Annotated in this window: 8 protein-coding genes; 3 read left to right on the forward strand and 5 right to left on the reverse strand. The window is 61.3% G+C overall.

Translation table 11 applies throughout. The features are described from left to right. Nucleotides 1-41 precede the first annotated feature (41 nt). On the reverse strand, nt 42-2,876 hold the full coding sequence (gene uvrA / locus JN403_RS07350; RefSeq protein WP_205486533.1) for an excinuclease ABC subunit UvrA: 2,835 nt from the start codon (nt 2,874-2,876) through the stop codon (nt 42-44). A gap of 189 nt (nt 2,877-3,065) precedes the next feature. Between uvrA and JN403_RS07355 the strand changes: the two genes are divergently transcribed. Together JN403_RS07355 and JN403_RS07360 are read left to right on the forward strand one after the other, a co-directional pair. Then, a complete protein-coding gene (locus JN403_RS07355) occupies nt 3,066-4,460 on the forward strand; it encodes an MFS transporter (RefSeq protein ID WP_205486536.1) in 1,395 nt (464 codons plus the stop codon). Between the two features lie 9 nt (nt 4,461-4,469). Further along, nucleotides 4,470-5,000: a single-stranded DNA-binding protein gene (locus tag JN403_RS07360; protein ID WP_172609872.1), complete on the forward strand. Its 531-nt coding sequence runs from the start codon at nt 4,470-4,472 to the stop codon at nt 4,998-5,000. 91 nt (nt 5,001-5,091) lie between these two features. On the opposite strand, the gene JN403_RS07365 is transcribed toward JN403_RS07360, so the two are convergent. From JN403_RS07365 to JN403_RS07375, 3 genes are read right to left on the reverse strand one after another with little or no spacing between them, the layout of a single operon-like run. Beyond that, entirely contained in the window at nt 5,092-5,571 is a 480-nt protein-coding gene (locus tag JN403_RS07365) for a nuclear transport factor 2 family protein (protein ID WP_205486538.1), read from the reverse strand. 48 nt (nt 5,572-5,619) lie between these two features. Continuing rightward, nucleotides 5,620-6,198 carry a TetR family transcriptional regulator gene (locus JN403_RS07370; protein ID WP_205487250.1) on the reverse strand — a complete coding sequence of 193 codons (579 nt, stop codon included), beginning with the start codon at nt 6,196-6,198 and terminating at the stop codon, nt 5,620-5,622. Nucleotides 6,199-6,255: 57 nt separating this feature from the next. Further along, entirely contained in the window at nt 6,256-8,610 is a 2,355-nt protein-coding gene (locus JN403_RS07375; protein WP_205486546.1) for an FdhF/YdeP family oxidoreductase, read from the reverse strand. 217 nt (nt 8,611-8,827) lie between these two features. Here JN403_RS07375 and JN403_RS07380 point away from each other — a divergent pair, with 217 nt between their 5' ends. After that, on the forward strand, nt 8,828-10,981 hold the full coding sequence (locus tag JN403_RS07380) for a mechanosensitive ion channel family protein (RefSeq protein WP_205486548.1): 2,154 nt from the start codon (nt 8,828-8,830) through the stop codon (nt 10,979-10,981). Nucleotides 10,982-10,984: 3 nt separating this feature from the next. Here the strand turns inward: JN403_RS07380 and JN403_RS07385 are convergent, their stop codons facing one another. Then, a complete protein-coding gene (locus tag JN403_RS07385; RefSeq protein WP_205486551.1) occupies nt 10,985-15,298 on the reverse strand; it encodes a DEAD/DEAH box helicase in 4,314 nt (1,437 codons plus the stop codon). Nucleotides 15,299-15,353: the final 55 nt, after the last annotated feature.

The following is a 15,353-nucleotide window of genomic DNA, read 5'->3' on the forward strand; positions in this document are numbered from 1 at the left end:
GCCGCAGATCGCGACAGGGGCTTTTTATTAGGACGATGCAATCAAGCGCGATCGCGCTCCAGAAGCGGCTTCAGATAGTGGCCGGTGTAGGACTGTTTCATGTCCGCTACCTGCTCTGGCGTACCGGTCGCGATGATCTGTCCGCCTTTCGAACCCCCTTCGGGGCCTAGGTCGACCAGCCAGTCGGCTGTCTTGATCACATCCAGGTTGTGCTCGATAACAACAACCGTGTTGCCGTGGTCGCGAAGTCGATGCAAGACGTCCAGCAGTTGCTGAATATCCGCGAAGTGCAGGCCGGTGGTGGGCTCATCGAGGATGTACAGGGTTTTGCCGGTGTCTCGCTTGGACAGCTCGCGCGACAGCTTCACCCGCTGCGCTTCACCACCCGAAAGCGTAGTCGCTGACTGGCCCAGCTTGATATAGGACAGACCCACATCCATCAGCGTCTGCAATTTCCGGGCGAGGGCAGGCACGGCGTCGAAAAATGCCCTCGCTTCCTCAATCGTCATCTCCAGGACCTCGTGGACGTTTTTGCCCTTGTACTTAACCTCGAGCGTCTCACGGTTGTATCGCTTGCTCTTGCACACATCGCAAGGCACATAGATATCAGGCAGGAAATGCATCTCGACCTTGATCAGGCCGTCACCCTGGCACGCCTCGCAACGACCGCCCTTGACGTTGAAGGAGAATCGGCCAGGTCCGTAACCCCGGGATCTTGATTCAGGCACGCCCGCGAACAGCTCACGGATTGGCGTAAACAGCCCGGTGTACGTCGCAGGGTTGGATCGCGGCGTACGTCCAATAGGGCTCTGGTCAATATCAACGACTTTGTCCAGGTGCTGCAGGCCGTCAATGCTGTCGTGTGCCGACGCCTCGAGCGTTGTTGCTCCATTGAGTGCAGTGGCACTGAGCGGGAACAGGGTGTTGTTGATCAGCGTCGACTTGCCCGAGCCCGACACGCCTGTCACGCAGGTCAGCAAGCCAATCGGTATTTCCAGATCGACATTGCGCAGATTGTTGCCCCGCGCGCCTTTGAGTTTGAGCGACAGCTTTTTATTACGAGGCGTTCGCTTGGCAGGCACAGCGATCTTCACCCGGCCCGACAGGTATTTACCCGTCAGAGAGTCCGGATGATCCATCACTTCCTGTGGCGTGCCTTCCGCGACAATATTGCCGCCATGCACGCCTGCACCCGGACCGATGTCGACCACATAGTCAGCCAGTCGAATTGCGTCTTCGTCGTGCTCGACCACGATGACCGTATTACCAATGTCTCGCAGGTGCCGCAACGTATCCAGCAGCCGATCGTTATCGCGCTGATGCAAGCCGATTGAAGGCTCATCGAGGATGTACATCACGCCGACGAGGCCTGCGCCGATTTGGCTGGCCAGACGGATTCGCTGCGCCTCGCCACCGGAGAGCGTGTCGGCGCTCCGGTCCAGTGTCAGATAGTCCAACCCAACGTTGACGAGGAACTGCAGGCGTTCGCGAATTTCCTTGAGAATCTTGTCGGCAATCTCGCCGCGGCGGCCCGTGAGCTTCAACTCACCAAAATAGTGGGTAGCGTCGCCAATTGGCATGTTGGTAACGGCTGGAAGTGTCTTCTCACCAACCCATACGTGACGTGCCTCTCGGCGCAACCGCGTGCCACGGCACTCGGGGCACGGCTGCGTGCTGAGAAACTTCGCCAACTCCTCGCGAACCGTGGTCGATTCGGTTTCGCGATAGCGCCGCTCGAGGTTGGGAACGATGCCCTCGAATGGATGCGCACGTTTAACGATGTCGCCGCGGTCATTAAGGTAGCGGAAATCAACGCTGTCCTTACCGCTGCCGCCGAGCAGGACCTTCTGTAGATCGGCGGGCAGTTCCTTGAACGGCACCTCAAGGCTGAAGCGGTAATGTTTTGCCAGCGAGCCGAGCATCTGGAAGTAATAGACGTTTCGCCTGTCCCAGCCACGAATCGCGCCTTCTGCCAGCGTGAGTTCGCCATTGACCAGGCGTTTGGTGTCGAAGAATTGCTTCACGCCCAGCCCGTCGCAGGTCGGACATGCGCCTGCAGGGTTGTTGAACGAGAACAGCTTTGGTTCCAGCTCGCTGATCGCATGGCCACAGATCGGGCAGGCGAAGCGTGCGGAAAAAATGATCTCTTCGCCGGGCTCGTCGTCCATCGGCGCCACCAGCGCGATGCCGTCAGCCAGCTTCAGCGCGGTCTCAAAAGATTCGGCCAAACGCTGTTGCAGGTCCGACCGCACCTTGAAGCGGTCAACGACGACATCGATCGAGTGCTTCTTCTGTTTATCGAGCTTGGGAAGTTCGTCCAGCTCGCACAGCCGACCGTTCACCCGAGCCCGGACGAAACCCTGAGCGCGAAGCTCTTCGAAGACTGCCAGGTGCTCGCCTTTTCGCTCCCGTACTACGGGGGCAAGCAGCATCAGTTTGGCGCCTTCCGGCTGGGCCAGGACCAGGTCGACCATCTGGCTGACAGTTTGCGCCTCCAGAGGAATGTCGTGATCCGGGCAACGCGGCTGACCGACACGCGCATACAGCAGACGCAGGTAGTCGTAAATCTCGGTGATGGTGCCCACGGTCGAGCGTGGGTTGTGGGACGTGGACTTCTGCTCGATGGAAATGGCGGGCGACAAACCTTCGATCGTGTCGACGTCCGGCTTCTCCATCATCGACAGGAACTGACGCGCGTAGGCGGACAGCGATTCGACGTAGCGACGCTGGCCCTCGGCATAGAGCGTATCGAACGCGAGGGACGATTTTCCTGAGCCGGACAATCCGGTGATAACGATCAGCTTGTCGCGTGGAAGGGTCAGGTCGATGTTCTTCAGGTTGTGGGTTCGAGCCCCACGAATCAAGATCTTGTCCAAAGCTGGCCTCGCACGGCGGGCGTGTAAAACGTGGAAGTATACGGGCAAATACTGGATGGATACACACTATTGAAGATGGGGCTGCCTCACCCGGAAAAAAGAAACTTCCTGCGATGCGCGGCAAACCGTCGTATGTGCTCTCAACGATGGGACTGGTAGAATCGCCGCCGGTTCATACGAGGTTCCTTCATGCACGATTCTCACAGCGAGCGCATGAGCGGCAGCGAAACCCGCGCCGCGGGCGGTCTGGCGCTGGTGTTCGCCTTCCGTATGCTTGGCATGTTCATGGTGCTGCCCGTACTTGCCACTTACGGAATGGACCTGGCCGGCGCAAGCCCGGCACTCATCGGTCTGGCCATCGGCGCGTACGGCCTGACACAAGCGGTGTTGCAGATTCCGTTTGGCATCATCTCTGATCGCATCGGCCGTCGCCCCGTCATTTATCTGGGCCTGATCGTGTTTGCGCTCGGCAGCGTGCTGGCGGCCCAATCCACCTCCATCTGGGGCGTAATCGCCGGTCGCGTCTTGCAAGGGGCGGGTGCTATTTCCGCTGCGGTCATGGCGTTGCTTTCCGATTTGACCCGCGAGCAGCACCGCACCAAGGCCATGGCCATGATTGGCATGACGATTGGCGTGTCCTTCGCCATTGCGATGGTGGTCGGCCCCATTCTGACCAGTGCATTCGGCTTGTCAGGTCTGTTTCTGGCGACGGGCGCGATGGCGCTGGTCGGCGTGGCGATCGTTGCCTTCGTCGTGCCCAAGTCCACGGTTACCCTGCAGCACCGCGAATCCGGTCTGGCGCGACAGGCGTTGGGGGCGACGCTTCGTCATCCTGACCTGTTGCGTCTGGATCTGGGTATCTTCGCGTTGCACGCCATGCTGATGTCCAGTTTCGTGGCGTTGCCATTGGCGCTGGTCGAAAAAGCCGGCCTGCCCAAAGAGCAGCACTGGTGGGTCTATCTGACTGCGCTGCTGATTTCTTTCTTCGCGATGATCCCTTTCATCATCTACGGCGAAAAGAAGCGTCAGATGAAGCGTGTTTTGCTCGGCGCCGTGCTGGTGCTGATGCTCACTGAGCTATTCTTCTGGGAGTTCGGCGACACGCTGCGAGCGCTGGTCATCGGCACGGTGGTCTTCTTTACCGCATTCAATTTGCTCGAAGCGTCGTTGCCGTCGCTGATCAGCAAAGTGTCACCGGCGGGCGGGAAGGGCACGGCGATGGGGATTTATTCCACCAGTCAGTTCCTGGGTTCTGCTGCCGGGGGCATCTTGGGAGGATGGCTTTTCCAGCACGGCGGACTGAATGTGGTGTTCCTGGGAGGCGCCGGGCTGGCCGCCATCTGGCTAGCGTTTGCTGTTACCATGCGCGAACCTCCCTACGTAACCAGCCTTCGCTTGCCGTTGTCGCCCGAGGCTCAACGCGACACAGGCCTTGCCGATCGCGTGTTGGCCGTACGTGGAGTAACAGATGCAGTAGTGGTTGCCGACGAGGCTGCCATCTATATCAAATTTGACAAAGAACTGTTGGATCGGGCGTCTTTCGACGAAGTGGTCAATCCAGCGTCGGAAACGTGTGAAGCCTAGGAGAACGTTATGGCCCGTGGGGTTAACAAAGTCATATTGGTCGGCACATGCGGCCAGGATCCCGAAGTCCGCTACATGCCTAACGGTAATGCCGTGACCAACCTGAGTCTGGCAACGAGCGAACAGTGGACCGACAAGCAAACCGGTCAGAAGGTCGAGAAGACCGAATGGCACCGTGTTTCGATGTTCGGCAAGGTCGCCGAGATCGCTGGCGAATACCTGCGCAAGGGTTCGCAGGTCTACATCGAAGGCAAGCTGCAGACCCGCGAGTGGGAGAAAGACGGCATCAAGCGTTACACGACCGAAATCGTCGTCGACATGCAAGGCACCATGCAGTTGCTGGGTGGCCGTCCTCAAGGCGACGGTGCTCCTCAGGGTCAGGGTGGTGGCGGTTATCAGAACTCCGCGCCGCGTCCGCAGCAGCAGGCCCGTCCGCAGCAGTCCGCTCCTCAGCCACAGCGTGAATCACGTCCTGCGCCTCAACAAGCGCCGCAGCCAGCGCCTGATTTCGACAGCTTCGATGACGATATTCCGTTCTAAGCTGCGCATGACCCAATCGCGATAACGCTGCAAACAAAAGCCCCCGTACAGCTCAGCTGTCGGGGGCTTTGTTTTGAGTATCGTTCGGGGACTACAGACCCAGATCCGACAACCCGGGATGGTCATCAGGGCGGCGGCCCAGCGGCCAGTGAAACTTGCGATCCGCTTCTTTGATGGGCATGTCATTGATGCAAGCGAAGCGTCTCGCCATTAGGCCGTCTTCATTGAATTCCCAGTTTTCATTGCCATACGAGCGGAACCAGTTGCCTGAGTCATCGTGCCATTCGTAGGCGTAACGGACCGCAATGCGGTTGTCGGTAAATGCCCAGAGCTCTTTGATCAGGCGGTAGTCGAGCTCTTTATTCCACTTGCGGATCAGGAATTGCTTAGCCTCTTCACGGTTCCTGGCGAAATCGGCGCGATTGCGCCATTGGGTGCCGAGTGTGTAGGCCAGCGACACCTTTTCAGCGTCCCGGCTGTTCCAGCCATCTTCCGCCAGGCGGACCTTTTCGATGGCGGATTCTCGAGTGAAAGGGGGAAGTGGCGGGCGAGTTTGGGCATTGGACGACATGATGGACCTCCAGGCGGGGATGATCGGCGGTGAGTGGGACGTGTGTGGCTAGGAACTGGAACGCAAGCGCTCTTCAAGTATCAACTGCGCAACAGCCTTGGCGCTTTCTGCAGCGCTGTAGTCGCCCATGACGCGGGCAACGGTGATTGCGCCTTCCATGAGGATGAGTAACTGGTTGGCCAAGGCCTGCGGATCTGCAATCCCAAGCTGCTCGCAGAGCCCCAGCGTGTAGTCCAGCAGCTTCTGTTTGTGCAGCTTGGCGATCAGACGGATAGGGTCCTCTGAGTCGCCGACTTCGCCTGCCGTGTTGATAAATGCGCAGCCGCGAAAGCCTTCGGACTCGAACCAGCCTTTGAGCACGTCAAACATATTCAGGATGCGCGCTTCAGGGGTGTCGGCCTTGTTTGATTCACTCTGAAACCAGTCCATCCAGCGCACGTCACGGGCGTTGAGCGCAGCGGCCGCGACCTCGTCTTTGGTAGCGAAATAGCGATAGATGCTTTTCCTCGCGACGCCCGATGTCTTCACCAAAAGGTCCATGCCGGTGGCCTGGATGCCGTTCTGGTAAATAAGCTGTTCGGCAGTCGCGAGGATTTTCTCGCGGGTGTTGGTCGCTGATGTATTCATGATGCAGAAGGTAGAACGTACGTTCTCCCACGTCAAGCCGCTCATTCAAAAACAGGCTCAACGCACTTGGTCGGACTCCGGCAGCGCACGTTTCAAATCCTCTGCGCTGGGTGAAGCCTTGGCCAGCGTAACCGGAATCGATTTGGCTGCAGGCACCTTGCTGCGTTCAGCGTGGTGCCACAGCGGAACCAGTGGATTGCATTCAGGGTAATACGCCGCGCAGCAGTTTTCGGGGATGTCGTAGGCGATGATCTGCAGAGGCCCAACCGAACGCGAGACCTGTGGCTCGATGGCTGTAGTCACGTTGACCCAGTCTCCCGGTGTGAAGCCCAGTCGGAGGACATCGTTGCGGTTCATGAAAATGACCGCACGAGTGCCGCTAACGCCCCGGAAGCGATCTTCGTAGCCATAGATCGTGGTGTTGAACTGGTCATTGCTGCGCAGCGTCATCAACTGCAGCACGTCGCGACGCGTGTGGTTCGGGTACACATCATCGTTTTCTTCCAGCAGCTCGGGCGTGATGAACATCGCGCGGCCGCTCTCGGTTTTCCATTCGCGCTTAGCCGCCGCAAGGGGTCGGTGGAAGCCGCCGGGTTCCCACATGCGGGTTTCCATGTCGTGGAAAATCTCGGGGTAGACCTGAGCGATGCCTTGGCGAATCAGCGCGTAATCGCGGCGCCAGGCGCTCCAATCGATTCGGGTGGCACCGGGTAATGTTGCCTCGGCGATGCCAGCGAGAATGGCGACCTCGGCACGGGCATGGGCGCTGGCCGGTTCGCTATTACCCTGCCAGGCTCGCACGCAGCCGGTGCTGTCTTCGGTGGTATAAACCTGCTCGACACCGTCTTGCACATCCTTTTCGATGCGCCCGAGGCAGGGCAGTATCCACGCGTTTTTCCCCGGAACCAGATGCGTGCGGTTCAGCTTCGTGGCGATCTGAACGTTCAGGTCCAATGTATTCCAGGCCGGCTCCATGCGCGACGTGTCGGGGACTGCGCGCAGAAAATTTCCGCCGAGCCCGATGAATCCGCGCACGCTCCCGTCCAGAAGTCCTTCGCAGGTCTCGACGGTGTTCAGGCCTTTTTTCGACGGGACCGTGAAACCGTACAAATCCTCAATCTTATCCACAGGAATCTTTTTCGGGTCTTCGGTAATGCCGACCGTGCGCTGCCCCTGCACGTTGGAGTGACCGCGCACCGGGCAGATCCCGGCACCGCGCTTGCCGATGTTGCCCCGTAGCAGGAGCAGGTTCACCAGCATCTGCACGTTGGTCACGCCGCGCCGGTGTTGGGTGATGCCCATGCCGTAAACCAGCATCACGCGCTCGTGTCTGGCGTACACCGTCGCCACTGCCTCCAGCGCGCTACGGCTGAGTCCTGCCTGACGCTCAATCGTTTCCCACGGTGTTCCGAGCACGCAGTTGCAGAACTCGGCGAACCCTTCAGTGTGCTGCGCGATGAACGCCTGATCGATGATCCCGGGCTGCCCCTGAGCCAGCGCCGCCTCGTCCATCTCGAGCAGCGATTTGGCGATCCCCAGTACAACCGCCGTGTCGCCACCGATCGCCAGCTGGTGATATTGCGTACTGATAACGGTCGACTTCGGTCCGAGCATCTCCACTGGGGATTGCGGATTGACGAAGCGTTCGAGGCCGCGCTCGCGGATCGGGTTGAACGTGATGATCGGCACGTCACGCTGCCGGGCTTCACGCAACTGATGCAGCATCCTCGGGCTGTTGCTGCCCACGTTCTGGCCAAAAAACAGGATGCAATCGGTGTGCTCGAAATCATCCAGCGTCACGGTTCCTACTGGTACGCCGATGCTTTCCTGCAAACCCACCGACGTGCTCTCGTGGCACATGTTCGAGCTGTCGGGCAAATTGTTGTTGCCGTAGGCACGGGCGATGAGCTGGTACATGAACGACGTTTCCAGGGAGGCCCGGCCCGACGCATAAAAGACCACGCTCTCCGGCGTCATGCTTTTCAGCTGCGCGCCAATGTCACGGTAGGCTTGCTCCCACGTGGTTTCCTGGTAGCGATCGGTTGCGGCGTCGTACCGCATGGGGTGCGTGAGGCGACCCTGTTGCTCAAGGTCGTAATCGGGCCACTGGCGCAATTCGGCGAGCGTGTGACGGGCGAAAAAGGCAGGATCGGTTTTCCGCGACGTCAGCTCCCAGGCCGTGGCCTTCGCGCCGTTTTCACAGAACTCGAGGCTGTGGGGTTTGCCGGGCTTGGCCCATGCGCAGCTGACACAGGCAAACCCGCCGGGCTTATTTTGCTTGATCAGCGGCAGGCCAGCACGAATCGGCGCCTGCTCGCGCCAGAGGATCTCCATCACCGACTTCGCCGAGCCCCAACCGCCGGCGGCCGAGGTGTACGGGCGGAAGTGGGCTTTTGGGTGGATGAGCGTCATGAAGGGGGTCCTCGGCGGAGCGGGGCACTGGAGACAGTCGCCCTCGTTAAGGCTACGACGAAGCAGCTCGGCAAAGGTTCGTTACATTTGCCGGCGGGTGGACCGCCAACGGCCAACATGACGATTGCGTGTCGGAGCGAACTTGCCGGGTGAAATCCGATCAGTTCCTGAGGGCCGATTTTTCCACGGTTCCCTGACCGAAGGAGTGACTCGCGTTTTGCCGAATTTCAAACCCTTTCTGTTGCTTTGCCTGTTGTTGAGCGTCTGCAGCGCCAATGTTCAAGCCGCCGACGCCCCCGCTGCGACGACTGCTACCGCTTCCGAACCCGCCGACCCGGCGCCGGAGGATCCCGCCAAAGCGGAGATTCTGGTCAAAGGCGGCTTACTGGGCGCCATCAGCACCAGCATCGACAGCGTGCAGGACAAACTCGACGTGGATGGCCACCTGCTCGATTCATGGCGTCTGCGCGCAGACCGCGCCGCCGACGAGATCGACGCGTTGGTTAATAAACCGCAATCGCGCTCAGCGTGGCGGATCGCCGGCGATTTCGTGATGCTGTCCCTGGTGTGGGCAGGTGCGTTCCTGCTGCTCAACCGCATAGGAGCGTTCCTCGTCACCCGGTTATCACGGCATCGGCTTTTGGTCCGGCGCGAACGCGTGGTCGGGGTGCTTGGCTACGTGCTGCCATACATGGTGCCCGCGCTCATCTGTCTGCCGCTGACGCTGTACGTCAGCCACTTCCTGCCGACCTCGGTGGGGCGCGCGCTGGCGCTGTGTCTGGCGTACTCGACCAGCAGCGGGATTTTCTCCACCTCGGTGCTGTTGTCGCTGATTGTGCTGTTCAACTCGGGCCATAAACGGCCAGCGGTGCGCATCATTCGTCACTACGCGCCGCACCCGTTGTTCATCATCGGATTTCTCGCGGCGTTGAGCGACGCGCTGACCAGTCCGCAGATTGCCCGGCTGTTCGGCGGCAACGTGACCACCACCATCGCCGCGTTCACCGGGCTGATGGCGTCGGTCATCTTTGGCATGGTCGTCATCCGCATGCGCCGGCCGATCGCGCATTTGATCCGCAACCGTTCCCTTGGGGCCCGGCTGGCGCGGCCAGCGGTGCAACAGACGCTGAAGATCTTCTCCAGCCTGTGGCATTTGCCGATTCTGCTGATGATTCTGGTCTCGGCCGTGAATCTCATCGGCGCCGGCGAAGGCAGTCAGGAAGCCCTGCGTTGCGCGTTGCTGACGACGGTGTTGTTAATTGGTGCGGTTTTTCTCAGCACCTTGTTTCAGCACATGTTCAAGCCCACCGAGGTGCGGACGAACAGTGTTTACAAGGAGCGTTTGCTGAGCCTGATGCACGCGGTCATGCGGATTGCGCTGGCGATCGGCTTCATCGAGCTTCTGGGGCGGATCTGGGGTTTTTCGCTGCTCGAATTCGCCCAACGCAATGCGCTGGGCAAAGTGATCAGCGACTCCCTGAGCAGCATCGGTCTGATTCTGCTGGTGACCTGGCTGCTGTGGGTGGTGATGGACACGGCCATTCAGGAAGCCCTGAAGCCTCCGGCCAACGGACGTTCCGGGCGTCAGCCGAGCACGCGGGTAAAGACCATTCTGCCGCTGCTGCGCAACGCGATGAAGATCATCCTGGTGGTGATCTGCACCATCACGACCATGGCCAATCTGGGCATCAACGTCGCGCCGCTGCTGGCCGGTGCCGGGGTGGTCGGTCTGGCGATCGGTTTCGGTTCGCAGCAGTTGGTGCAGGACGTCATTACCGGGCTGTTCATCATCATCGAGGACACCATCTCCATCGGCGACTGGGTAGTGCTGGATTCAGGCCACGCCGGTACGGTCGAGAGCCTGACCATCCGCACCCTGCGTCTGCGCGACGGCAAGGGCTTCGTGCATTCGGTGCCGTTCGGGCAGATCAAGGCCGTCACCAACCAGTCCCGGCAATTCGCCTACGCGTTCTTCTCGTTCCAGTTCACCTATGACACGGACGTTGACGCGGCGACCTCGCTGATTCGTGAAGCGGGCCAGTCGATCAGCGATGATCTGCTGCTGGCGAGCAAACTGCAGGGGCCGCTGGAAGTGTTCGGGCTGGACCGCATGGACATGAACGGCATTGTGATCACGGCGCAGTTCCGTACGTCATCAGGTGGGCAGTACGCGGTGAGCCGTGCATTCAACGACCGGCTCAAGCGGCTTGTGGATAAGTCAGCTGATGTGCGCTTCGCGCAAACTTATCCACAACTGGTAATGAGCCCGCACAATCGTCAGGCACCTGAGGGGGAAGAAGGCGCAGAGCAACAAGCGCTGCCCGGCAAGACATCGGTGGTGAACAAGGACGGGTCCGAAAGCCCGGCTTGATATCTACCGGAACAGCCGATCACGCACCTGCAACATCAGCGCCTCATCCACCTCGCCCCAGTACTGCGGCTTGCCGGCGATGATGGCGGCGATGGGGATGCCGTCGCGGTAGACCAGTTTGTTGCCGACAATCGCCGGGACTTTCGCGCCGGGCAGCAGCGTCCCGGCGAGGTTGAGCGGGTCGACCCCGCTGACGGCAATCAAGCTGCCGTCCAGCGGGCGGTTGCGGACTTCGCGTAACAACGGGATGGCTTCGGGCAACGCGAACTGCTCACCGGCCAAGCCGGCAACGAAGCGCCCGCCGCGAATCTCTCCGCGAGCTTCAAGCCGATGGAACGTGCGCAGCAACTCGCGCCAGGTCGGCAGCCAGTCCGCCTCGCGCTCCAGCAGGCGCCAGAACACCACGCCGTATCGGCGCAGCAAGGTCATGGCGACATGCTCCAGTGTGTCGCTGTCGATCCGTTGCGACGCGCCTTCTTCCTTCGCCGGCGCGCGACGCAACAACGCCCAGCGCCCGGCATCGTCCATGCCGCCAATGAAGGCTCCACGGTTGCGTCGACTGGTGTGGCTGCTGCGTTTGCTCGTCGGGGTGATCAGCGCCCGCAGCCCGGCGAAGCTGTCGGCATTGACCAGCCCTGCGCCGACCAATTCCTGCAGCGCCGTTTCCAGTTCAGCCCGCAGCAAGTGAGCTTCGGAGGTCAGCTCATCGAAAAACATCGCGCCCTGGCTCGACAACACTTCATGAACCTTCTGCGCGCGCAGTGATAACTCGGTCGGCGCCGGCTGTTCGGTCAGCCCGGTCCACAGGCGAACCTGCGGTCGCGGCAGCAGCACAATCGGCGTACTGCGCAACGCAGCGCTGCCGACCTTGTTGCGGCTGGTCAGGCGCATCCACACCACCTTGCCGGACCGACACAGGTCATCCAGCCAGATCGATGAATAGTCTTTCAAGCGCGCCGGAAGCAGATCACTGTCCCACGCGCCTGCGGCTGACGAAAAACCCTCCAGTTGTGCGACGACTTCCGGCAGCGCGGCTTTGCCCTGGCTTTGGGTCGTGGCAGACAGATGCTGCCAGTCGAACAGGAATCGAGTGAAGTCTTGCAGCGACACAGGCTCGATTTCCCGGCGCAGGCGCTTGACCGTGTAACGGTGGATGCGCGACAGCAGATGCCGCTCGCACCATTGTTCCTCGCGGGCGTCAGGGTTGAACTGGCCGCGCAACACGTAACCTTCGTTCTCCAGCTGCGCCAGCGCCTGAGCGACCTCGTTCTGTGTCAGCGCCAACGGCTCGGCAATGGCCGGGACGGTGAGCGGGCCGAAACCGCTCAGCCGCGCACGCACGATTTCAACCCGCGCTTCGTCCTCGTTCCACGCTTCGTCGAACCCGGCCAGTGCCGCCAACGGCGGGTGCATTTCCGCAGCGGGGTAGAGCGCCTGCAAACAGGTCAGCCGCTCCAGCGGAATCCACAACGCCTGTTCCGGGGTGACCTGCAAGCGCGTGCCACGACCCGAGCGGGCCAGGCTTTCCAGCCATTTCATCCAGTCGCCGTGCTCGCGGGCCTCCACGCCGGTGATGCAGCCCAGGCTCATGAGCGCCTCGTGCATCTCATCCACGTTTTGCGGCTGCGGCCAGGCTTCATCAGCGACCGCTTTGATCGCCTCGACATCCAGTGCGCCGAGATCGTCGGTGGATTCCGGGTCGCTCCAGCGCCGATTGAGCACCGCCTGGGTGCGACGTTCTTCCAGCGGCGCGTTGTCGAGAAACGCATACGGCTTGGCGTTGAGGATTTCCGCCGCCAGCGGCGAGGGCGCGGGCAGATCGCGACTGACCAGACGCACTTCGCCGTTCTCCATGCGCCGCAGCAGTTTCAGCCAGCTCTCGGCGTCCATGGCTTCGTGCAGGCAATCGTCCAAGGTCTGCTCGATCAGCGGATGCTCCGGCACTTCCCGCTCGCCCACCAGATTTTCCAGGCAGGCGATCTGGTCCGGAAACACCGTGGCAATCAAGTCGTCGCTCTTGATCCGTTGCAACTGAGGCGCCACTTTTCGTCCGCCGGTGTAACGCGGCAGGGCCAGTGCGACACCGGCATTCCAGCGCCAGCGCACGCCGAACAACGGCGCGTCCAGCACTGCCTGGATCAGTAAATGTTCGGCAGTGGCGGCGTTGAGATAACGCCAGACTTCATCAAGCGCAAAACTATGCGTCGTGGACAGCGACAGCACGATGGCGTCCTCGCTGGCGGCGGCCTGTAATTCGAAATTGAAGGTGCGGCAGAAGCGCTTGCGCAGCGCCAAGCCCCACGCGCGATTGACCCGGCTGCCGAACGGGGAATGAATCACCAGTTGCGTGCCGCCGGACTGATCGAAAAAGCGCTCGATGACCAGCGTGTCCTGTGACGGCAGCGCGCCCAGGGCCGAGTGCGCGCGGGCGAGGTATTCAATGATCTGTTCGGCGCTGGCCAGATCCAGCCCCAGGCTTTTCATCAGCCAGTCCGTGCAGGCCTGAAGATTGCCGGGGTGGGCGCTGAGCTGCTGGTCGATGTCGGCCTGCAGGCGTGCGACGGCAAAAGACAACTCGTCGCTGCGCCCCGGGGCCTCGCCCATCCAGAACGGAATGTTCGGCGGCATGCCGTGGGCGTCCTCGACCCGCACGCGCCCGGACTCGACCCGCAGAATCCGGTAAGACGTGTTGCCCAGCTGGAAGATGTCCCCCGCCACGCTTTCCACAGCGAAGTCTTCGTTGACGGTGCCGATGTTCAGCGCCTGAGGTTCGAGGACCACGCTGTAATCGGCATTGTCCGGAATCGTGCCGCCGCTGGTGACTGCCGTGAGTTTGCTGCCGCGCCGGCCACGCAACGTGCGAGTCACCGCGTCGCGATGCAGGTACGCCGCGCGCACGCCCTGACGCCCGCTGTAACCCTCGGCGAGCATGCTCAGCAGCGCCTGATAATGAGTTTCGTCGACCTCGGCGTAGGGCGAAGCCTTGCGGAACAGCGCCAGCAGGTCCTGCTCCTGCCACTCCTGACAGCTCACCTCGGCGATGATCTGCTGCGCCAGCACATCCAGCGGCGCCTTGGGAATGACCAGCGTGTCGAGCTCGCCGCGCCGCACGCAATCCAGCAGCGCCGCGCACTCGATCAGATCATCCCGAGACACCGCAAACAGCCGCCCCTTGGGTGTGCCGCCGACGTGGTGACCGGAACGGCCGACCCGTTGCAAAAAAGACGCGATGGAGCGGGGCGAGCTGATCTGGCAAACCAGATCGACGTCACCGATATCAATCCCAAGCTCCAGCGAAGCGGTGGCGATCAGGATTTGGAGCTCACCGCGTTTCAGGCGCTGCTCGGCGTCGAGCCGCTGTTCCTTTGCCATGCTGCCGTGGTGGGCGGCGACTGCCTCTTTGCCCAGCCGCTCGCTCAGATGCCGCGCCATGCGCTCGGCCAGCCGCCGGGTGTTGACGAAAATCAGTGTGGTGCGATGCTCACGCGCCAGCACGGCGAGCCGGTCGTAGACCAGTTGCCAGACGTCACTGGACATCACGGCGCTCAAGGCAACCGGCGGCACTTCGATGGCCAGGTCGCGAGGTCGCGCATGGCCGATGTCGACGATGGCGCACGGTCGGCTGACCGGATCGCTGCCGACCAGAAAGCGCGAGACTCGCTCGATGGGTTTCTGCGTCGCCGACAGCCCGATGCGCAGCAGCGGTTTTGCGCACAGCGCCTGCAAACGCTCCAGCGTCAGGGCGAGATGACTGCCACGCTTGCCGGCGGCGATGGCGTGAATTTCGTCGACGATGACCGTCTGCGTGCTCGACAACATGCGCCGGCCGGAATCGGAGCCCAGCAGCACGTACAGCGATTCCGGCGTCGTCACCAAAATGTTCGGCGCGGTTTTACGCATCGCCGTGCGTTCTTTCTGCGGCGTGTCGCCGGTGCGCACAGCGGTGGTGATTCGCAGCCCGGGCAGACCTTGCTGAACCAATTGATCGGTGATGCCCGCCAGCGGGTTTTGCAGATTGATCTGGATGTCGTTGGACAGCGCTTTCAGGGGCGAAACGTAAACCACAAACGTCTCATTGGGCAGCTCGCCGCCTCTCTCCAGCCCTTGATGCACCAGATCATCGATGACTGCCAGAAACGCCGTCAGGGTTTTCCCGGAGCCGGTGGGCGCGGCGATCAACGTGGACTCGCGGCGTTTGATCAGCGGCCACGCCTGGGCCTGGGCCGCGGTAATGGCCGGGAACGTGGAGCGAAACCACGCGCTGACCGCCGGATGAAAGGCGTCGAGCACCGGGTCGGGTGTCTGGAGAAGGTTCATCGCTAATTAATGAGGGCGCAGGAAGCCAGATGCAAGAGGCAGATACCGGGCCGAG

Source organism: Pseudomonas sp. 15A4, assembly GCF_016925575.1.
Classification (GTDB): Bacteria; Pseudomonadota; Gammaproteobacteria; order Pseudomonadales; family Pseudomonadaceae; genus Aquipseudomonas.

Excerpts from the sequence above, each read along its gene's own strand:
- JN403_RS07355 (WP_205486536.1), top strand. The coding sequence starts at position 3,066 with ATGCACGATTCTCACAGCGAGCGCATGAGCGGCAGCGAAACCCGCGCC.
- JN403_RS07360 (WP_172609872.1), top strand. The coding sequence starts at position 4,470 with ATGGCCCGTGGGGTTAACAAAGTCATATTGGTCGGCACATGCGGCCAG.
- JN403_RS07365 (WP_205486538.1), bottom strand. The coding sequence starts at position 5,571 with ATGTCGTCCAATGCCCAAACTCGCCCGCCACTTCCCCCTTTCACTCGA.
- JN403_RS07370 (WP_205487250.1), bottom strand. The coding sequence starts at position 6,198 with ATGAATACATCAGCGACCAACACCCGCGAGAAAATCCTCGCGACTGCC.
- JN403_RS07375 (WP_205486546.1), bottom strand. The coding sequence starts at position 8,610 with ATGACGCTCATCCACCCAAAAGCCCACTTCCGCCCGTACACCTCGGCC.
- JN403_RS07385 (WP_205486551.1), bottom strand. The coding sequence starts at position 15,298 with ATGAACCTTCTCCAGACACCCGACCCGGTGCTCGACGCCTTTCATCCG.